General features: G+C 46.2%; 19 protein-coding genes and 1 pseudogene. 3 read left to right on the top strand and 17 right to left on the bottom strand.

The window, feature by feature from the left end:
- Positions 1 to 44: 44 nt before the first annotated feature.
- From KT99_RS15305 to KT99_RS15255, 11 genes are all read right to left on the bottom strand, one after another.
- Positions 45 to 503, bottom strand: coding sequence for a TadE/TadG family type IV pilus assembly protein (locus KT99_RS15305; protein ID WP_005501734.1), 459 nt, complete (start codon positions 501 to 503; stop codon positions 45 to 47).
- On the bottom strand, positions 500 to 970 hold the full coding sequence (locus tag KT99_RS15300) for a TadE/TadG family type IV pilus assembly protein (RefSeq protein WP_005501732.1): 471 nt from the start codon (positions 968 to 970) through the stop codon (positions 500 to 502). Before KT99_RS15300 ends, KT99_RS15305 begins: the two co-directional genes overlap by 4 nt.
- Positions 971 to 979: 9 nt before the next feature.
- A complete protein-coding gene (locus KT99_RS15295; RefSeq protein WP_050774371.1) occupies positions 980 to 2,308 on the bottom strand; it encodes a pilus assembly protein TadG-related protein in 1,329 nt (442 codons plus the stop codon).
- Between the two features lie 83 nt (positions 2,309 to 2,391).
- Positions 2,392 to 2,670 (bottom strand): hypothetical protein, encoded by a 279-nt coding sequence (locus KT99_RS15290; protein WP_005501730.1) that lies wholly within the window; start codon positions 2,668 to 2,670, stop codon positions 2,392 to 2,394.
- Between the two features lie 18 nt (positions 2,671 to 2,688).
- Entirely contained in the window at positions 2,689 to 4,143 is a 1,455-nt protein-coding gene (locus KT99_RS15285) for a type II and III secretion system protein family protein (RefSeq protein ID WP_005501729.1), read from the bottom strand.
- Positions 4,144 to 4,182: 39 nt separating this feature from the next.
- Complete coding sequence (gene cpaB / locus KT99_RS15280; RefSeq protein ID WP_005501728.1) at positions 4,183 to 4,995, bottom strand: Flp pilus assembly protein CpaB; 813 nt, start codon at positions 4,993 to 4,995, stop codon at positions 4,183 to 4,185.
- Positions 4,996 to 5,027: 32 nt separating this feature from the next.
- Positions 5,028 to 6,353: an AAA family ATPase gene (locus KT99_RS15275; protein ID WP_005501726.1), complete on the bottom strand. Its 1,326-nt coding sequence runs from the start codon at positions 6,351 to 6,353 to the stop codon at positions 5,028 to 5,030.
- Positions 6,354 to 6,398: 45 nt separating this feature from the next.
- Positions 6,399 to 6,974 carry an A24 family peptidase gene (locus tag KT99_RS15270; RefSeq protein ID WP_005501725.1) on the bottom strand — a complete coding sequence of 192 codons (576 nt, stop codon included), beginning with the start codon at positions 6,972 to 6,974 and terminating at the stop codon, positions 6,399 to 6,401.
- Between the two features lie 92 nt (positions 6,975 to 7,066).
- On the bottom strand, positions 7,067 to 7,255 hold the full coding sequence (locus tag KT99_RS15265) for a Flp family type IVb pilin (RefSeq protein WP_005501724.1): 189 nt from the start codon (positions 7,253 to 7,255) through the stop codon (positions 7,067 to 7,069).
- A 490-nt stretch (positions 7,256 to 7,745) separates the two neighbouring features.
- Positions 7,746 to 8,123, bottom strand: a complete 378-nt coding sequence (locus KT99_RS15260; protein ID WP_420038554.1) for a helix-turn-helix domain-containing protein — start codon at positions 8,121 to 8,123, stop codon at positions 7,746 to 7,748.
- A 37-nt stretch (positions 8,124 to 8,160) separates the two neighbouring features.
- Complete coding sequence (locus KT99_RS15255; RefSeq protein WP_040572073.1) at positions 8,161 to 9,609, bottom strand: L,D-transpeptidase family protein; 1,449 nt, start codon at positions 9,607 to 9,609, stop codon at positions 8,161 to 8,163.
- A 350-nt stretch (positions 9,610 to 9,959) separates the two neighbouring features.
- Here KT99_RS15255 and KT99_RS15250 point away from each other — a divergent pair, with 350 nt between their 5' ends.
- The 3 genes and pseudogenes from KT99_RS15250 to KT99_RS15240 all read left to right on the top strand — a co-directional run.
- On the top strand, positions 9,960 to 10,232 hold the full coding sequence (locus KT99_RS15250) for a hypothetical protein (RefSeq protein ID WP_005501721.1): 273 nt from the start codon (positions 9,960 to 9,962) through the stop codon (positions 10,230 to 10,232).
- Between the two features lie 45 nt (positions 10,233 to 10,277).
- Positions 10,278 to 12,329: a sulfatase-like hydrolase/transferase gene (locus KT99_RS15245; protein ID WP_005501720.1), complete on the top strand. Its 2,052-nt coding sequence runs from the start codon at positions 10,278 to 10,280 to the stop codon at positions 12,327 to 12,329.
- 156 nt (positions 12,330 to 12,485) lie between these two features.
- Positions 12,486 to 13,211 (top strand): annotated as a pseudogene (locus tag KT99_RS15240) (ISAs1 family transposase); the annotation flags it as partial.
- A 169-nt stretch (positions 13,212 to 13,380) separates the two neighbouring features.
- On the opposite strand, the gene KT99_RS15235 reads toward KT99_RS15240, so the two are convergent.
- The 6 genes from KT99_RS15235 to KT99_RS15215 all read right to left on the bottom strand — a co-directional run bounded on the left by KT99_RS15235 (position 13,381) and on the right by KT99_RS15215 (position 20,510).
- Positions 13,381 to 14,268, bottom strand: coding sequence for an FAD:protein FMN transferase (locus tag KT99_RS15235; protein WP_005501713.1), 888 nt, complete (start codon positions 14,266 to 14,268; stop codon positions 13,381 to 13,383).
- 122 nt (positions 14,269 to 14,390) lie between these two features.
- Positions 14,391 to 15,851 (bottom strand): DUF3570 domain-containing protein, encoded by a 1,461-nt coding sequence (locus KT99_RS15230; RefSeq protein WP_005501710.1) that lies wholly within the window; start codon positions 15,849 to 15,851, stop codon positions 14,391 to 14,393.
- Positions 15,838 to 16,071: a DUF4266 domain-containing protein gene (locus KT99_RS15225; protein ID WP_005501701.1), complete on the bottom strand. Its 234-nt coding sequence runs from the start codon at positions 16,069 to 16,071 to the stop codon at positions 15,838 to 15,840. Before KT99_RS15225 ends, KT99_RS15230 begins: the two co-directional genes overlap by 14 nt.
- Positions 16,072 to 16,135: 64 nt before the next feature.
- The gene (locus KT99_RS15220; RefSeq protein WP_005501699.1) at positions 16,136 to 16,654 is read right to left on the bottom strand and encodes a TlpA disulfide reductase family protein; all 519 of its coding nucleotides are present in this window, start codon (positions 16,652 to 16,654) and stop codon (positions 16,136 to 16,138) included.
- 34 nt (positions 16,655 to 16,688) lie between these two features.
- Positions 16,689 to 16,973 (bottom strand): hypothetical protein, encoded by a 285-nt coding sequence (locus KT99_RS22085; protein ID WP_157752211.1) that lies wholly within the window; start codon positions 16,971 to 16,973, stop codon positions 16,689 to 16,691.
- A gap of 321 nt (positions 16,974 to 17,294) precedes the next feature.
- Positions 17,295 to 20,510, bottom strand: coding sequence for a DEAD/DEAH box helicase (locus tag KT99_RS15215; RefSeq protein ID WP_232504310.1), 3,216 nt, complete (start codon positions 20,508 to 20,510; stop codon positions 17,295 to 17,297).
- Positions 20,511 to 20,706 lie beyond the last annotated feature (196 nt).

Below are 20,706 nucleotides of genomic sequence, written 5' to 3'. Positions count from 1 at the left end.
AATACTTATATTTACTATAGTAAGAATTTAGTTTCTAAGACTATTTAATTACAATCGATAAAACCACTACCAGGATCATCCTCTTCGACATGATAAACGCCTAAGCTCTCTCTAGGCAGATAGGCAGTGAAAGTGGGCGAGTTTATGACCCTGGATAAGCCAGGTACAAGAAACTGATGTTGGTAGTTGGCTATGTCCGCCCTCACCAAGTCGATATCTATGCCTGTTGCAGCATTACCTAACTCATCGAGATAGCTGATACTTAAGTTAGCCGTCGTTAGGTTAGGAATCAGATTTGCGCCATTAAACAGCGCCATGGTTTTAATATCGGTATCGTCTATCCGACACACCACAGCAATTCTGGCCGCTCTCCTCGAGGCCTCATGCAGCACATTGTAGGTGTACATCAACCTGCCCACCTCGATAATGGCAAACATCAGCATGAAAAATATGCCAGCGACTATGGCAAATTCAACCGCATAGACTCCACGCTGATATTTCATAGTCCGGCTCTCATCGCATAGCTAACATGAAAATTGAAACTAAGATCTGTGCTATCACCCAAGCCGAAACCTGATATCTGCTCACCAAACAGAGGCAGCCAATCATAATCCACTGTGATAATGACTCTGTCGGTAACCGAGTCGCCAATGATAGTCACATCGCTTGCATCCAGCCCATATAAAAGAGGAATTGTGCCGCCCACTTTGCCGTACACCAACAGATCTATGGTGTTGGAGATACAGTTGCCACAGCTGGCATCATTGAGCGGGTTCGGCAGGTTTTCTGTGGTGTTGGAAATAGCTTTGGTGGAGAGGTATCGCCCCGCATCTCTCACCATGCGCGTCAGATGGCTATATTGATACAGGGCTCTACCCAACTCGGCGGTGGCAAACACCAACAATAACAAGACGGGTAACAAAATAGTAAACTCGACGGCCGCTACACCTGTTTGTTGTCTTAACCCCATAATTCCTCCTTATGAATCCGGGCTGTCCGGGTCTCGGTAGAGCACTATGGTGGAGGTATTACTCACAAAGTTAGGATCCAGTGACGCATTTCCGGCACTGGAACACACACGAACAAATTCTCCAACCACATGGGCCTCATTTCCCTTCTTGCTGATCTCCTGAGTCAGGAAGAAACAACCGGTCCCCAATGACGTAATAGTATTGGCACCATTTGTCATCCCGTTACAGAGACCTATCACCACAGGAAGCTCTCGGCGTCCACCTGCTGCAATACTGGTATCTGAGGTGATATCACCGGTACCACAGTGATTGAAATCATCGCCATCGAGGTAGTCCTGATGACTGTACTCGGCCTCCACTCCACTAAAAGGAATGATCACCCCGTCGTTGTCGACTTCGACCCTGTCCCCCTGACAAATATTAAAGTCCCTGGGGTGTTCGTCGGAATTAACTCCGCCTCCTTGCCACAGACCGAACCGTGTGTTTAACCCCTGAACCACAGGGCCAACACTATTTCCCGGCTCAGTTTGTACATCATCACCTGGACCCACACATGCCCCTGGGGTGAACTCCCCGGCCAAGGCGCGGCGAATATCGGCACCACCGGAGGAGCCGCCTAACCTAAGTAACTGAAAATTACCCGGACCTATGGCCGTTCCTTGATTCGACCCCGTCTTCATCACATAGAGTGTATCGAGAGGCAAACCAAATGGGGCTTGAGTTATCTCACCTGAAATTGGATCTGTTATGGTAAAATCAGGATCGGTATTCAGTCCGCAAACCATCATAGGTACCACCCTGTTCAGGCATTCGATATCCGTACTCTTGCCGGCAACGGCCGATGCTCTCACTTTCTTATCAAAATTTAATATTTGAGCAAAAAAATTATTTAAGCCGACATTTTCGACACGGATCCGCACATACTTGCTGGAATCATCGAACACGGGAATGAATGGATCGGGCCACAGGGAAAACTCGATAAAAATATTGGCTGTGACTTGAGTGGCGTTATAATCCGGTGACGACAGATCGACGCTGGTATTGAGTTCACTGTTCTCCTCAAACCCCAGGTTTTGCATCAAGATGAGCGTCGCCGCTTCTCTGGCATCAAAGAGGCTACCTCCATTTTGCAATATCTTAGCCGCATATAAGGCAGATGAATCTACCGCATTCTGTAACCGGCCTTTGTTCAGCAGAAGATGCCCACCGTCCAGTGCGAGGGCGGCGACGGCCAGCAACGAGAATAATCCTATGGTAAACATCACCAGTATGGCCCCGCCTTGTTTACCCAGTTTAGCTAAAGAAAATTGCTTAAAGCTCACTTGTGAAGGAAACATCTTGCCTCCAATCATCAGGGTTAAGTTGAGTGATACTTATTCAGGCTCAACAGGAGTGCCACAAACAAGTATCACAATATTAATTAATTGGTTATTTTCATCGACATATTAGTTCTGGCTTCTTTGGGCACCACATTACTCTCACGGTAGGCCTTCATCACCCTTTCACCATAATTTCCCTCCAACACACCGACTATACCGGCATTGCGTTCCGGCGCGCCGGGATCTAAAATCTGGATCTGTTTCACCTGCTGATAACTGGCATCCATAGGAAAATCGTTGAGCTCGGCGCAGCCCACTAATGTGACTGCGACCAATAGGCAAACATGCTTAACACCTAAGTTAACATTGAACTTTTTCATACACCCATTCTCCCTTAGCTAAAGTGAGTGTCCGTATTTCTGTTGAGTTCCCGTATCATAGACCTTTGCATCATTTGCAATCGCCTCGTAGGGAGTCCCGCTCCGCTGTGAATTCTGTTTTTTGTGTGACATCTTGCCTAAGAGATAAAACTCCATATCAGACGGCAACACAAAATCATCGGTGGGCAGCGAAATATGTTTCCTGTTAAAGGGCCTTACCAACCTAGGGGTCACTAAAATGACGAGTTCACTCTGACCACTCTTAAAACTTTTACTGGTAAAAAGTTGACCTAAGATGGGGATATCCCCAAGACCAGGTAACTTGTCTATATTTTCCCGCAAGGTATCACTGATTAGGCCGCTGATAGCGATAGTCTGACCATCGGCAAGCTCTACCGTTGTCGATGTGGTTCTCTTGACAATTGACGGGACAATCAGAGTGGCATTTGAGCCTCCACCTGACAGTGACACTGAATGGACATTACTGATCTCACTCACAATGACATTGAGATTTAAGTTTATCTGGCCCGAGTCTAACACCGTGGGGACAAACCTGACTCCAACCCCAAAATCACGATATTGAATGGTAGTGGAACCATTAATACCCGGTACAGGAATGGGAAACTCACCGCCGGAAAGAAACTCTGCAGATTGGCCACTCAACGCCGTCACAGTGGGTTCGGCCAATATCTTAGCTAAACCATTTTGTTTGGCGACATCTAAGGCAAAGTTCATCATTAGGTTGTCGTTGAGGTATCGGGCAAAGAAGCCCCGGCTATCGATTGCTGCTGCTGGGTCTAAGTCAAACGACCCACCTCTCCCAGCCACTCCTCCCGACATTTTTGAACCTTTATTGAAGATAAAAAATTTGGAATCGAATTGACGGGCGACTTCTCGCTGAACTTCGGCAATCACCACTTCCAGCATTACCTGGTGATCCCCGCCCACTGTCATCATGTTCAATACTGTGCTCTTGACCTTAGACACAGATGCGGCGGCGGCGTATGCCTTAGCGAGCTCGACTGCTGTATTCATCTTTTTCAGGTTCGATGCCTGTCCGCTTATCAACAGATGACCCTGAGAAGTTTGTACACCAAGCTTTTCACCGGGTAAGAATTCGTGTAGGCGTAATTTAAGCCCATTAAGGTCATGGGTGATCTCGATATCGATAACATCAACCAATCGCTCATTTTCATCCCAGATCATGATATTAGTGCTGCCTAGTTTCTTACCTAATACATAGAGCTCATTGTTCGGCAGTAATTTGATATCCCCTATGTTGGGATTACCCACTGATACCCGATGAACGGCATGCTTAAGATTTATGATCCTGGATTTGAAGATCGGGATCTGCATGATATCTCGGCTCGCTCCCGTGGGACCTCCGGCTTTGGCTGAAAAATGTATCACAACGAAACTCAAAGCTAAACAACATGCTAATACCTTAATCAATTTTGATATTGAACCTGGCATACTGCACTCCTTTCTCAATGCATGGATAACCATCTACCCCTAATTACTCATCTTAACAACCTGCTCCTTCATCCCCTTGAGCACATAGACCTTAGTTTTACTCTCTGATGAAACACGAACTATTGTCTTAGGCGGTGTCGCTGTGTTAACAACAGATATCTCCTCTCTCTGTTGTTTCTCATTGATTAAGGCTAGCTCAACTTCGGCGGAGTCATTGGGATTTCTTAATGCCAATTGCAGTTTTCCACGGCCCTTGGCGATAAGTAAGGTCTCCGCCTGTTCAAGACTCATCTCGAGAGTCACCGCCCGCACCAATGTTGGCTTGTTTTCGTCATTGGATGATCTTTGATCTATGGCGAGAATTTTGATATTAGCCAATACGATGTCTGTGTGTAAGCTTCCGTCTTTCTTGAATAAATTAAGCACATCGACGCGATTACCCGGTAACAGGAAGCCTGCGACCCCGATGACATCATTCACCCTGATGGTCACCGCCCGCATATTAGGGCTGATCAAACTCGCTAATGTACTGCCCTCTCCCTTCTTGATAATGCGCTCACTGCGCAATATCTCTCCGCTATAAAGATTATGCTTAACTACCATGCCTTCGGCTTCCTCGAAAGTTTTAATGGCAGCTTCAGGGATCACCGAGTTAGGCATAGGGGTCAACTTCAGATGCTTTCGCTCCAGTATTGCCCCAAGAGGCACTAAGGTTGCCATAGTGATCACTGTCGATGTCGCTTCTAAGCCATCGGCTTCACTATTAGACTCTAGCCAACTCTGGGCTAAAAAAACCGCTACCACACCGAAGACCAGCGACAGCAAGACGAATAACATGGTTTTATTGTTCATCGAAAGCTCCTTTGCGCTTATTTAACTGAACGTTAACCCTGAACAAAATAGATAGACCAAGCTTCAGCAATCAAGGCCTTAGTCACCACAGGTTTGAGTTCCATAAAACTGATTTGATCTGCCATGATCCCTAACAAATCACGGGGATAACAAGGGATCAAAGGCTTCTCCAGAAGAAGATGATAATCATTGAGCAGGTGTTGATACATCTCCTCACTGCAGCTGAGCCTTTGCTCTTCACATACCTGAAACCAGATTTTTCGGTACAGGGGCTCATCGAGTGCATCGAAGTGAATTTTATATCCGAGCCGCCTCAAGAAAGCATCATCGACCAGTTCTTTAGGATTAAGGTTAGTAGAGAATAGTAGAATTAACTCGAAAGGGATCTCGAAATGTTCACCCGACTGCATGGACAGAAAGTCACGCTGCTCCTCCATGGGGATGATCCAACGATTGAAGAGTTGCTTAGCACTGATGCGCTGGCGGCCTAAATCATCTAATAACAGGATGCCATTGTTGGCTTTAAGTTGAATAGGGGCCATATAAGTTCGACTATGACTATCAAATTGCACCTCCAACATTTCGGCCGAGAGCTCACCTCCGGTGATCCGCAAGGGCCTCTTACACTCGATCCAACGCGGATCATGACCTTTTACCAGATCCAATTGATCCAACTCAATAGCATTATCTACAGCATGATGAAGTTGTGGATCATATACCTGAATAATTTCGGTACCGACAGCAATCGCGTATGGAATTAACACAGTGTCACCTAAGGTGGCGTTCAGGTTTCGACAAAGATAACTCTTACCCGTTCCGGGTGGACCATAGATGAGTATTGGCCGACTAGAGTTTAGCGCCGGACCTATTTTATGCAGCAGGTCATTGGGCAGAACCAGCGCCTTAAGGGCATTTTGTAACATCTTGAAGGTGATCGGGTTTCTTCTACTGGACTGCATACGACAAATTGTTGAATATTGCGCTAATGGCACAGGCACCAGGCCACGATAGCCACTCTTCATCGAGGCTTGCTTGGCATATCGGTCACCCGATTCGCTCAGTGCATAACGCATCTGGCCATCGGCTGTGGATTGTCGATTTTCAACCCAGGCCAAGCCTTTAGCCTTATCGAACAGTGCCTGAATAATCCCCCCGGTGATCCCCATCTTCTTGACGAGTTGAGACTTGGTCAATACCCCGCCATTCAAAAGATGCTTTAGCATCAACTCGAGTAATACGGATTCTTGTATTCCAGTGTCTTGAATAGAAGTCGGACGGGGAGCCAGTTCACTCGCCTCCTGATTAATATTGGGCCTATTACTATTGGGGGAGGAGCTATCTGTGCTTAAACGTAGCATATTATCTGCCTCTGGGGCCTAATGAAGACATATGTAAGTAACATACTAGCTGGTACCTAAACCTAAATAGAGGTGCCAGTTGAAGTACAATTGAGATATTTCACTGTCTAAAGAGCAGGCCCATAACCAGCCAAGTGCGAGTGCTGGTGCATAAGGCACACGTAACCCCGCCGCTTCTCCGGCTTCGGGTTTAAAATAACAGCGCAGATAGAAACAATCCCAATATCGTTTTAAAGTCATAGCCATGCCGGTAAAACCTGTCTTCCATATAATCAGCAGCAAACTGGTTCCCGCTCCAGCAACGATGCCGTAAGCCAGACTCCAAACCAGCAGTTGCGGCCCCATCAAGGCGCCAATACCCATCATCAGTTTTATGTCTCCAGCCCCTAATATGCGCAATATAAAAGTAGGGAACAGGATGATAAATGCCAATGCAAAGCCGAACAAGGCCATTAAAGCCCCCTGTAACTGGGCATAATAAGCATTGATGGCAAAGCCACAAAAGATCGCCAGTAGGCAGAGTTTATTGGGGATCTTCTCTTTATAGAGATCCATCACAATCGCAGCGATAAAAAATGCTCCGGCAAGCAAGAGCTGCAATGAAAGCTGAGAGTCAGTCATAATCATATGGCCTATCACAATAAACAAAACATAATCTTGCCCACATCCATATGGGCATAATATTAACTCCAACAATTATTATTAACCTGCAGCTAACAATTATCAGAAACACCATTCACCGCAGACGCAAGACAATTAATTTTCGCTGTTGCATTAGTTCCTAACGTATTAAATGCCGCAATCATGCCACCGACCACTAACCCACCCGCTATGGCGTATTCAACCGCGGTTAGTCCACTCTCATCTTCAATAAAATCTGCAAATATCTGTTTAAAGTTCATGATTTGTTTCTCCTAGTCATTCAAGTATCGGCACATAGTAATGTGTATCAATGTGCGTGCTGATAAGCTGTATCCATATATAAGCACGCCATTTAAGGGACACAAGGTCTTCTAAACTAGCAGCTTGTATACTCACTATTAGTGCCCACAACACATAAACACTAGAGCTACTTAAAGGTAGCAAAGGACCCTGAGTTACTCCACGCTGAATAAATAACTGATCCAGTGACATGCCCACATTTTTTTCTTGAATCGCCTCTACAATTATGTTTGATTCTGCTACCTAGTTCAAAATTAAAATTTGTAAATCGCCACCTCACACTGTTCGATAAACGACCATTTTCATGGAGTATAAGCATTTTTAGTGAAGCTTCGGCTAAATGACACTGAGTGAAACTATTAGCGCAGACAGATAAATTAGGTCACTTTATTAATCAACACGAGTGGTAATATTCAGTGCTAATAAAATATGATGGGGAAAAGGTGTCACTCAAGCGTAGCCTAATTTGTCTAAGATACGATAAATATTAGAGATTTCATAAGTCACGCCAAAACGTTGCGTAATATAGGCTTGAATTTCACTGCCATGGAGCAATCCGTTAGTTTTTGAGGTCGTTTTCAACTTGATGTAGCGTGACAGTTGTTGCATCTGAATCGCTGTTAGGGATGCCGGTCTGCCACTGTGCTTCTTATCTTTCAGACCATCCAAGCCATGTGTCAAATAACTCGTCACCCATTTGTTGACGCTAGTGCGGCTCACCTTCAGGTAATCTGCTATCTGATACCTGGATTTCCCTTCGTGAAAATGAAGTAGAGCCAATAATTTTAGTTTCATCCGGGCGTTTTTCTCTCGCCGGATAAGCTTCATAAAGTCTGCCGTGTCAGGAATATGCTCAGCCATGCCTTCATATCTCCCTATCTAAGTGATAAATATCGGGTCGCAATTGTAACTTGCCGCGACTATCGACCCATGCTGTCTGGTAGGTAATAAATATGGGTATGGCATTAGACAGGGAAACATACCGGGTATTGGGCTGCCCCAGAGCCCTGCGTATCTCCTCAGCATTATCCTGAGTCGACAGGATATACTCGAACAGTGCGACAGCTTTTTCCAGTCGAATACAACCATGACTCAGAGCCAGATCGTTACCCGCAAATAATTTTTTTTGTGGGGTATCATGTAGGTAAATTGATTCAGTGTTTGGTATGGTAAACCTCAGTTTACCTAATGCATTATCTTTCCCAGGAGCCTGAACCAGGCGATATTCTTTGAGCAGTTCGGCTAATTGCCTCGGAGCAATATTAATGAGCTTGACTACAGGGTTATCTTTCTTGGCCACTGGATGTAATTCAAAGCCTTTATGGTTTAAGTAACCAGGCTCTCGACTATTGAGGGGAAGTAACTCCGAGCGGATAATACTGGTGGGTGGAGTCCAGTAAGGGTTTATCGTCATTCTCGTGACTCGAGTCAAGAGCACTGGAGTGGGCGAGCTAGGTTTACCGACTATCACCTTCATGGACAAGTCCAGTTCGCCTAATACAAACAGTTCCAAAGAATAGTTGGGGATATTGATCTTGATATATTTGGGGGGAGGACTCGATGGTAGCATGATCCAACGCCACAAATTTTGTTGCATCTGAATGACTCTTCGTTTTGGTGAGATATTTAATGCCTGCACCGTAGGTGCATCTAATTCACCGTTAGCCGTCAAACCGTGCCGACGTTGAAAAGACTTAATGCCTTGAATCACCATAGGATCATAGATTGCTTCCCTATAACGAGTCAGCTCGCTGTTTTCGAGATCCCCTAAGACGGTTAGCATCCAGCGCAGGCGTTGCACTTGCTGAGAACTCTGACCCAATTTGAAGTTAACCCGAGTGACTGACGGCCAATCCATATCCAATTGGGTTTTATATACCCGGATCATGCGACGAATTCTTAATACCTCGTTATAGGAGGGTAAAATACTCGCGATATAAGCCGATAACTCGGCATTATTAATGGCTTCGAGCAATTTTATGCCCTCATCACCTATGCCTCTGTCTTTTACAAATTTAATCCGCTCTAAAAGGTCCAACAAGGCCTTCGAATATAACCTATCTATCAACTGAACGTCATCAGATCCTGGTTCACTGACTGCGCCGGAGTCGATGCCAAGATCATCTAAGAGACCGATTAAGGCCATGCCGCTTAGGGTGAGTCCGCTATCGTCAAACCAGATTAAATCACCCTCGGCACCTCCATAGAGCCAAGCTAACTTGTGCATATCAGCCTGGCTGTAACTCGCTGCAATATCGGCAACCGATCCTAAAGAAAAAACAATAGAGACAAGGAAAAAAAGCCATGTTCTCATACATCTGCCCCCGCAAAAAATGATGATAAATGCACGAAAAATAATGGTGATAGGACAATGATGTTACCCAATGCGCACCAGACACAAACCCACCCGCCCAATGAACCAGTATGACAAGGATTAGGCTGTTACCTTAACTTTTAGTACAAAACCCAAGCTTAAACAAATTATACGGGCTCATTATCCCGTCAACTCGCCCCCCCTATCAGGCTGGCAAGAAAAGGCTGGAAAGAATAGGCTGGCAAGAAAAAAGCCAACTATAATGTTAAACAAAATATATTGGTCTTTTTGACTAAGGTCGAAATGAATGCGAACAAGGGATTATTAAAGCGGTGAATAGTTTATCCACGATGACCATTAACATAATGCTGACTGGCATCATTATGCTGTTGCTGGCCGTCAATATTGTGCCAGCCTGGCAGGTCTATCAATCGAGAATGTCGATAAAAACAGATAGCCCTTCGGGCTCGAGTCTGGCGGAGCGTTATCTGATACTCGGAGACTGGCCAGCCGCCACAGATTTAAGCCGTGTCATCGAAGACAATGATAAATATACCCTCACTCCGTCGAAGCAAACACAAGTTTCACCGATGAAGGGAGATGAGGCCTTAGATACGCAATAATCGAGTCTCTGTTTAAGGAATTAGAGCTAATTGATAGGGGAGAATATGGCTCAAAAACTCGAGCAGATGACCGAAAATATATCTATGATTAGAACATTTTGGCGCACCAACGCCATGATGTTGTTGTTTTTAGTCGCCCTATTTAATTTTAAACAAGTATTACAGTACTACTCATCATTCTCACTAGCACAAACCATGACCCTCCTGAGTGATGATAATCTACTCAGTTTATGGCTTATTTTGGATTTATTGCAATTTGTCTTCCTGGTCATAGCCTTACATGTGCTCTGGGCTGTTATTATTACTCTTTCCTGTAAACCTTGGTTCACTATATTTAAAGATGCAGGGATCAGGACCCAGATATGGTTAGTCATCATGTTGAGCCATATCACCTTAGTATTAGGCGCCAATGCTTATTGGTATCCCACATCACTGCTTGGTTTTTTAAGAGATACCCCCTTAGCTACGCCATTGGGGTTGACTCTGTTGTTAACAGCCCTGTGCAGTTTATTCCTATGGGGAGTCATCACCCTGGTAGGAAAACGCCTGACGTTCTCTGTTCTCGCTATCTGCCTGATCATGGCTGGCATCTCTAGCAGAAGCAGTAGCGAGCATTATGCACCCACTGACAATAGCAGCCCCAATGTATTCATTATCGGCATAGATGCCCTGCGACCGGATCATCTTAGCTTTCGAAATCCCGACAATAATTTTACCCCGAGTATAAACCAATTTATCCAACAATCTTACCTCTATGACAAGACCTATACGCCCCTAGGAAGAACCTATGTTGCCTGGATGAGCATACTCACCGGCCAGTATCCGGTTACGCATGGCGCAAGGTTTAATCTGGCCCCGCCAGAGCTGATCGATAAGCCACTGCCCTTGATAAGAGAGCTTAAAGCCAGAGGCTATAAAACTACCTATGGGATAGACGAAAGACGATTCAACCAAATAGACACCGAATATGGATTCGATCAGGTTATAGGCCCTAAAATCGGCGCCGCCGATGCCATCATAGCCAATATTGGTGACATTCCTTTGACTAACATATTACTCAAACTTGCTGTTTCCGAATCACTGTTTCCCTACCTATATATGAACCGCGCCTATGGAAAAGCCTACGATCCTATGTTATTTAACCGTAAGGTCACAAATTCCCTCTCCACCAGCCGGCCCAACTTCTTAGCCGTTCACTTTTGTCAGTTACACTGGCCCTTCACCTCTAAAAACTTTATCGATGTGAACAGTGCCACCTGGAAGGGAAACTATAATCACTTTATGCATCAAGCTATGCTGTCTAAAGTCGACGTTCAATTTCAACAATTTATGGATACATTGCAAGACAGGGGCTTCTTGGATAACGCCCTGGTATACCTGATCTCAGATCACGGTGAAGGGTTCATGCTCGAGGAAGACACCTTACAGGGAAGCCAACCAAAGGGTGAAGCTAGACTCAAAGTCAATGCCTGGGGCCATGGCACTAATGTACTGAGTCAGGAACAAGCCAATGTCTTGATGGCTTATCGTCGATTTAATCCACAGGTAGAAACCGCAAAAAAAATTCAGGGAATATACTCTTTAACCGATATCACTCCTAGCTTGTTCAAGGAGTTGGGGTTGTCACTAAAGCCGACAGATAAAGCATTCGATGGCCATGTCTTACCCAAAGACATGAGCCAAGTGGTGTCGCAAAGCGTGTTTGTCGAATCTTCAATCCCGGTTAAATCGATCAATGCCAGCTTTATTGATGAGGCTAAGGTACTGTCTGAAACCCTCTCTAAATATGAGATCAGAGCAAATGGACGGGCAGTATTGGTTCCCTCCATCTATAGGGAGATGATTGCTCAAAAGCAGCGTTCAGTATATTTCCAGCACTGGCAGTTAGCTATGTTACCTGACTATGAAGACCTCATCTTAGTCGATACTGATCAAAACAGATGGTACAGCTTAGCAACATACCAGGGTGATGCCCCCTGGAGGAAGATGTTAAGCGACTTATGCAGCCATTACCGTGATGATAAGGGGTTCGATCCCAACAACAAATGCCAACAAGCACAGCAAAGAAGCAAACAACTGGTCACCAACCAAAATTAAAGCTGGCTCTAGCATTCTCTAGTTAATATAGGGAAAAATATAATCATCGGATATTTCATGGAATTGCTATACCTAATCGACACTCAGGGAAGAACCCAACAGATAGGGATATTCACTTGGATTGCTAATAAAATAATAATTTTTCATACGGGAAATGCGAACGAAAATAAAATGGTTTTAGGTCAGCTAAAAACAGACAAAAAAAGTAATGAGATCACAGCAATTCCTGAGTTAATCAACATGCTAGAACTGTGTGGTGCGTTAGTCACAATTGATGCAATGGCTTGCCAAACAAAGATAGCTAAAGCCATCGTAAACAAAGGCGCAGATTATCTGCTTGCAGTTAAAGAGAACCAAGGTGGCCTGTCTAAAGCGATAAAGCAAGTATTTCGCTCGCATAGAGCAGAGCCGATTGAGTTTTCAAGCTCTCCACTTGAGAAAAGTCATGGTCGAGTAGAAACTCGGCAATGTTTTGTACTCGATGCAACTGATTTACAAGGTGATTTTTCTCGCTGGAAAGGGCTCAACAAAATTATCATGGTAGAGAGTTCTAGGGCAGTTAAAGGAAAACCCATATCACTAGAGTATCGATATTATATAAGCTCAAAGACGCTTACAGCCGACCAGGCTGCAGATGCCGTGCGCGAACACTGGGGCATAGTGTCAATGCATTGGGTGCTTGATGTCAGCATGAATGAAGATGCTTGCCAACTATACAAAGACCATGGGGCAGAAAATTTGTCTTGTTTACGTCATATCGCGTTAAATATGTTGAGAGCAGAGCCAACTAAGGTGAGTATAGTGGGTAAGCAAAAGCGCTGTTTGATGAACCCATCTAACCTAGAGCGCGTATTAGAGGCGGGTTTGAGCGGTGCGAGTAAAAATCAAGCACTCATGCGCTGCCCCTGCAAGAATGGCGACAGAAACAGAGTGACAAATTTAAGATTTGCCTGATAGTTTTATTCTGGTTCTGTCTGCTCAAACAGTATCGGCACCTATGAGTTTGTCGATTTTCTTGCTAATACTATTACAAGCAACCGACATGAATATGTTAGCGGCAGAGATGAAAATCGACATCCTGAGAGGCCATAAAGTCCTGCGCATTGGCGCCTTTTAACATGGCTATGGTGGATAACATACCTGCCAGCAAACAATTGGCGGCGATAACGGTCACAGACAGAGGGGCCCGCTCCACCGGATAACCTGTGTTAAGGTTGAGTATGTGCCCATATCGCTTCCCCCCATCGAGTAGATAACGCCGGGTGTGACCGCTGGTAGCCAGCCCGCCACCCGTTAAGCTGATGGTTCGAGTGGCATGGTCCAATTCGCTAGGGTCTTCTATTCCCACCTGCCAGGGCTTATCAACAATCGAAGCACAGGCTATATCACCGCCTAGATTAACCAGGGCGGGTATGTGAGGATAATCAAGTGTCAACAGGCTCGCCGCTCTGTCACAGGCATACTCCTTGGCGATGCCACCGAAATCCAGGCTCATACCACGGGGGAGATGTAGCCGCGACGCCTCTATGGTTAGCTTGTCAAAACCGACATATTTAAGTGCCTTGCCGATAGATGCAGAAGTGGGCACATTTGCATCTGGGCCGAAGGTCCAGAGTGTTAATATGGGTCCCGCCGTAATATCGAACATGCCATCACTTAAGTCGAAGCACTGCTTGGAGAAACCCAAGAGCGCCGAGGTTTCTACGTCGATATTCTGCCAGTCGCCAGCAGTGGCATTGAGCCTGCTAAGCAAACTGCTATTATTGAAGCGACTGTACTTTTGCTCTATGCGCCGTGTTTCCTGCAAAACCTGGTAGGCCATGATATAGGCCTGCTCTCTATCGGCTGTGCGTATAAGCACCTCACACCGACTGGCCATGGCATTAAAGCTCGCCAGATGCCCCCAGGAAGTGACAGCCAATGACAGCTCTTCGCTCATAGACAGTTTTCCTCTTGATGGGGCATCCCGTCACTCATCAGTGCTTACTATTACAGGACAGATCACATGAATGACCGTATCATAACAATGAAGGCCATGGCCATGCAGCGCAATAGAGACCATTAAAATGACAATCCTAGCTGAAAAATAATCGCCTTAATGCTTGGATATAACTCATGCTGAGCCAGCTGGCCAGTGGCTTGTTCTCCATTAGAATAGGGATCTTGTTGATAATACTCGAGGCGATAGCTGGCCTTAGTGCCATCAACTAAACTGTGACCCATTTTTATGCCTAAGGTATAGGCATTCATATTACCGATACGATAATCTGCCGATGCAAACTCAGGGAGTTCCTCAGCCGAATTCAGAAAAGCCCGATAAAAGCTGGCCGCTTCTTGTCGATAATACCTCAGGTGCAGTTGGCCAAAAAAAGTTGCAGTGAAGTTGTACCTATAACGGGTCTCGAAGGTATGTGAGGACACGCCCCAGTCATCATGACTATAACGATAAGCCAGATCTGTCACCCCGGTGGATAATGCATGTTTACTGAACAGATAAAAGCTCTGCTTGAGACGCTCATCGGGTCGACTCTCATAAAGATATGCCTCACTGGTTCCCGACGCATCAACCAGGCTGAGCACCTTGTAGGGATCGGTCATATATCCTTGCAAAGAAGACAGGTTATAGCTGAGTTGCACCAGCGTATACCGATTGAGGATCTGGGTTAAACCGACGCTGAGATCCACTGTCTGTTTATCGCTACTCGCTATCTGGCGGGTCTTATCAAATTCAGTTCTGAACTCGGATTGAGAGTCAAAATCATCCCGAAACACCATCTTGCTCATGGCCACAGGCCGTCCTCCCACAGGATCGACCAGATCATAGTAATAGGCCATCCCTAATGAAAGTTGAGTGTTACTCTTGTTAAACGAGCGTTCCAGTGCCGAATTAATGCCCATGGATGTGTAGTCATATTCTCTCGACAGATAGAGCCCATGATTACTGCTCCAGTCAGGTGACCATATCTCGGCCCAGTTGCCACTGAGTTGTACTCGAGTGTCTTTGAAGGTGTCATCTAACGGGGTATTAGCTGAATCGATATTGTATTCGCCATTGCCTGACGGACGGGTAAAAGTCTGGCGTTCATCTTGGGGCACGGCGCCATTGGCCGAGGAGCCGGTCAAGGTATCTAGTACCAACTTGCCCTCGTAAACCCGCTTATCGCCTACGGGTAGCTTAAGATTGAAGATCCCCTCGGCTACCGTCACCCTGTCCTGCTCAAGATAATAGAGTAAGGCGGCGTCTATTTCAGCTGGATCTGTCTCATCAGTATCTGAGGTGACGGCTTCATCGGTAGTGATGACAGCGGCGAATTGAGTCTCTCTGCCGATGGGATTATCGGCTACTGAGTCTCTTTGAGCGGCAATGACCACCGAGCTCGTCATGCTCAGCAGCGCAAAGCTGGCAATCGACAACGCCTCGGCAATCGAAGGCTCACTCGCTCTGATACCAAGCCTTGCACCGATTTCCGTCCCGGTTCCAGTGTGTGCTTTTGATTTATTGACCGTTTTAGTTGCAGCCACAACCGCCCCCGGCGAGCGCTCGGCCGCCACTGGTGCCCTCTTTGCTGAAATAGATATGATCGTCCAAGGTCAGATCCAGTTTTTCACTGTCCAGCGCCATGTCGTCACGGGCAAATTGATCTCGCTGCCAAGGTTCCACGCCTAACCCCGCACAGGCCGTCAAAGATAAACACACCCAAAATGCTAGGCTTCTAATCAGTTCAGTCCCGAATATCATCATCTCTCGCCCCTAATTTGATCGACTCCCCCACACATACTCATGCTACTCACAGCTTATCTGTGCTCTATTCCGGCTTTGCTTGCTTAAGATAGTGTAAAATCTCGGCTTCATAGTCCGCCTTATGCTCCGCATAGAAACCCAGGTGTTTAGCGACTAATTTACCTTGTCGATTGAACAGGTAGCTGCTCGGCATCCCCAAGATATCGAATTGTTCTGCCACCTGAGTATCGGGATCATAGGCGATAGTGAAGTCGGCAGAAATCTGCCCGAGAAACTGACGGGCGAGTGATATGTCATTGTCTAAGTTGATGGCAATGATCTTAAGCCCCTGATCAACATACTTATGATGCATCTCATTCATCCAGGGGAAAGACTTTCGACATGGTCCACACCAAGATGCCCAAAAATCGATATAAATCAGCTCTCCAGAGAATTGAGATAATACATAGGAGCGACCATCTGCGTCCTGGACACTGAGATCCAGGTTTGGAGCCGCGGAGAGTGAATTCACCTGAAATAGTATGCTCAGTACCAGGCCGATTTTAACCAGCTGGCTTAACCGCTTTGACATTAATAGTTGCATATTAGAGCCCCAAAAACTCAGTGTATTAAACTAGTTATACACCGAGTAATTCCTTAGCGCCAGCAGTGACTAGATACGCAGGCTTCTTCTCCTTAGCCATGACCCCGCTACTTTTCTCACTGCTACGAGAATAGCAATACAAGGCCCACACACTAGAGAAGCAGATCACACTCATCACATGTAGCATAGGGGTGAAAGAGCTCGAAGATGAAAGTGTAGATGAATGGTGAATGCCAGAGACAAGGCGCTCTACAAGGAGAAAAATGCCAGTAGAAATCGAGTCATTCAGGCCCGTTAAACTTGCTACTCCATAGAGCAAATTCCCCCAATCTCTACCTGTATTATTAATACCAGCATCATTAATACAACCAATGAGTTAACCTGAATATCAGTCCCGAACACTGTCCAATGTAAAGAGTAAGTCATGTGGTATCAAAAAGAATTTAATTTACCTGCTAAGCCCCGCGGATTTCATCTGATCACAGACGAGGTCTATGCTGCGCTTCCAGAGCGGAAAGAAATCAGAATAGGCTTAGCCCATATCCATCTGCAGCACACCTCGGCCGCATTAACTCTTCCTATCACCAATGGCCGTTTAAACCTGGGCACATGGCTAATCGATAAACCCATTGATATAAGATTAGTCATCCAGATCGATAGGCTTAAGCAGCTCGAGCCAGTCATCTCCTGTCATCTCAGCAACAGCCAGACTCTCTTGCTGGTAGATGCTCTGTGCTAAGTTATGTTTAGATTCCTGCAGCAACTGTATCCTCTCCTCAACGGTATCCTTACAGATGAGTTTATAGACAAACACCGACTTATCCTGGCCTATCCGGTGAGCCCGATCACTGGCCTGCTGCTCGGCTGCTGGATTCCACCAGGGATCGATATGGATAACCACATCGGCGGCGGTTAGATTCAGGCCCGCGCCCCCCGCCTTCAGGCTAATCAAGAATATCGGCACCTCTCGTTGCTGAAAACGCTCAACCAGAGCCCCTCGATCTCGACTCTTTCCCGTCAATTCAACGAAACTAATGCCTAGCTTTTCCAGGAGTTCACCTATCAGACTCAGCATGCTGGTAAAAGAGGAGAAAATTAATACTCGCCGGCCCTCTTCGAGCATGCCAGGCAGCTTAGCGGCGAGCCAGTTTAACTTTCCCGAGCGAGTATCGAGAGGCTGCACTCCATTGGCTGAATTTGGATCAGCAAGATCGGCATTGGCTAGGTCTGATGGCTCGATGTAATCGAGTTTGAGTAAGTCAGGATGACAACAGACCTGCCTGAGTTTGAGCAAGGCATTACTGATGGCTAAACGGTTACGTTTCACTCCCGAGACTGACACCGCTTTTCTCATCTCTTCAGACATGGTCAAGCGGATCGTTTCATACAGATCCCCCTGAGTCTCGGTCAGGTTGATATACTCATTGATCACCGTCTTATCAGGCAATTCTGTGGCGACTTCAGATTTAAGCCTACGTAACATGAACGGCGCAATCCTCTGCACGAGCGCCCGGCGACGCTCATCATCTTGCTCTTTTTCAATCGGCACTTGATAATGTCGCTGAAACTGAGCATAGGTACCGAGGAAACCCGGCATCAGGAAGTTAAACAGTGACCATAACTCCCCCAGATGATTTTCTAAAGGCGTACCGGTTAAGCAGAGTCTATGGGTCGAAGATAAGCTGGCAACCACTCGACTAATGCGACTACGAACATTTTTGATGGTCTGAGCTTCATCTAAGATCACCAGATGAAAGTGTTGCTTGGCCCAGAAATCAACATCGTGTTGCAGTGTGCCATAGCTGGTGATCAAGAGATCGCTGCTATCGATCTTATCTTGCAAACTGTGACGCTTAGGCCCGGACCAGAGCAGCACCCTAAGTTCTGGGGCGAATGTCCCAGCTTCATGCAGCCAGTTGGCTAATAGGCTCGTTGGCGCGACCACTAAACAGGGACTAGACAGCTTACCGGCCTCTTTATCGAGTAAGATACTACTCAGAGTTTGGATTGTTTTACCCAAACCCATGTCATCGGCGAGTATTCCACAAAATTCGTGCTGCTTTAAGAACTGCAACCAGTTTAGTCCCAGCTGCTGATACTCTCTGAGCTGTGCATTGAGCCCGACAGGCGGTGAAACAGCAAAATCTATTTGTTTAGCTTTAGCGTCCCGACCTGCTGGGCCTTGGTCAGCTGAACTCACTTCTAAATAAGAGTAAAGTTGCTGAGCCTTATTCTGTAACCAGTGACTGCCCTGCCAATGCCAGTCTTTCTTGTTGATTTTATCTCGGTCAGCCAATTCTGCAATGCGAGTCAACTGACTCATGGACATGGTTAATTTATCATCGACTGACAGAGGTTTTCTTTCATACAACTCGACCAATACTGAAAGTATATGCTTCACTCTGTCGGCAGGCAGAGACAGACGTTGACCTGAGTCGAGCTCCATGAATACCGTGTCTGTGTCGCTTAATTTTTGCAGCAAGCCCTGTCTTATCGCTTTGACCAGATAGGGCAATAAATTGATCTTCTTACCATCCACTTCAACACCCAGTTCAAGGTCGAACCATTGCTTATCCGCGGCTTGATGACTCACCTCTCCATACCAAGTCTGGACTTGGGCCAAGCTAAAACGATTGATTAATTGAAAATCGATTGACCAGCCAGCCAACATCAGACGCCTTATGGCAAGCATCTGTTGACTCAGCACCTCAGGTAACTGACGATCGCCGAGGAGGAACTGATGCCAGACTATGGGTTCAAATCCAGATGACAGCAGCGGGAAATCGGACAGCTGAATACTCAGTTCAGCAGCGAGCTTGAGCAGATGCGGTGACTCGCTGGCATGAGCAAAAATGTCGACTAAGCCACACTCCAAATTATCGCTGATGAGGGAAAAGCGAGCGACCTGTAAATCCAGATGACTCTGCTCATCCCAGGGAAACTCGATCCCCCTGCGATACACTGTAAGTTTAGGCGACCATTCCCTGTCATCATCTGCGACTCTTTGTAGGTATTCAGTGCGCTGCTTATCGCTGAGTTTACCCAGAGATGGGGGCAAGTCGGTCAACACCAGACTCATGCTGGCAAGGTCAAGGTACTGCCCTGAAGCCACTCGATGTAAGGCGCTTGGCTCGATAAAATCATCGAGGTAATGTGGCTCGACTTTGAGAGGGACCTGCTCACAATGCCGCCAGAAACAGCGCTGAGTAGCCATTAATTGATAAAGGAATTCACTGTCACACGTTTCTCCTAAGCCTAAGGAAAGCGTCTCTTGCTGAGCAGCTCTCGTCTCATCATCCAGCACTTGGGCTAATTCTCTTAACTTACGCAGTAAATACACGTCGGTTTGAGTCACAAATTTTGGCAAGCTGCCTCGGTCCAATACCTCAAAGCCTAGATCTGTCTTGATTGAGTATTTACCTGATTTGCTGACATAGCCTTTATGGACGCTCAGGTGCAGCGCTCCATCCCTTGTGGATAACAAGTACACCACTCTATGTCTGGCCATATTAGGATAAGGATCGTAACGTTGACTCAGCTCGGTTCTCAATAATCTGAGTGCGGTATCGGCACGTTTAGTTTCACTCGGATAGGGAATGATGGGGGCTTGTCTGGCGACATAATCGATGGCGATGGCGGCAAGATGAATGCAAGGTGACTGTGCCTCGCTACACTGGCTGCACACCGTATTCGCGGAGCCAAGGACTGGGCCCGCAGACCAGTCTAATCTGGCAATGACTTGTGATTGCCTAGCATCACCGGCATCAAGCCCCTCAGTGACCATGCCCAGGTCTTTAGCCGAGCTAAACTTCGCAGACAGCACAGGTCCACTGTAGTCAACGTCGACCACTGTCATTTCCAGTAAAACCTGCATCCCGTCAAATATTACTGACTGGCTAAAATAATTCTCTAGTGGGGTCAATCTTGCCTTCCAATCATGATTATCAGTACATACAAAAACCAAGGCAACAGCAAACGACTCACAGTGTCCAAGCTTTTAAACCATTTAAATTAAATCGAAAGGGAGAACTATACCATTGATGGGGCTAAGC

Origin of the sequence: Shewanella benthica KT99 (genome assembly GCF_000172075.1) — a bacterium.
GTDB lineage: Bacteria > Pseudomonadota > Gammaproteobacteria > Enterobacterales > Shewanellaceae > Shewanella > Shewanella benthica_A.
Note: the sequence above shows the minus strand (reverse complement) of the source record. Positions and strands in the feature narration are given on the sequence as shown.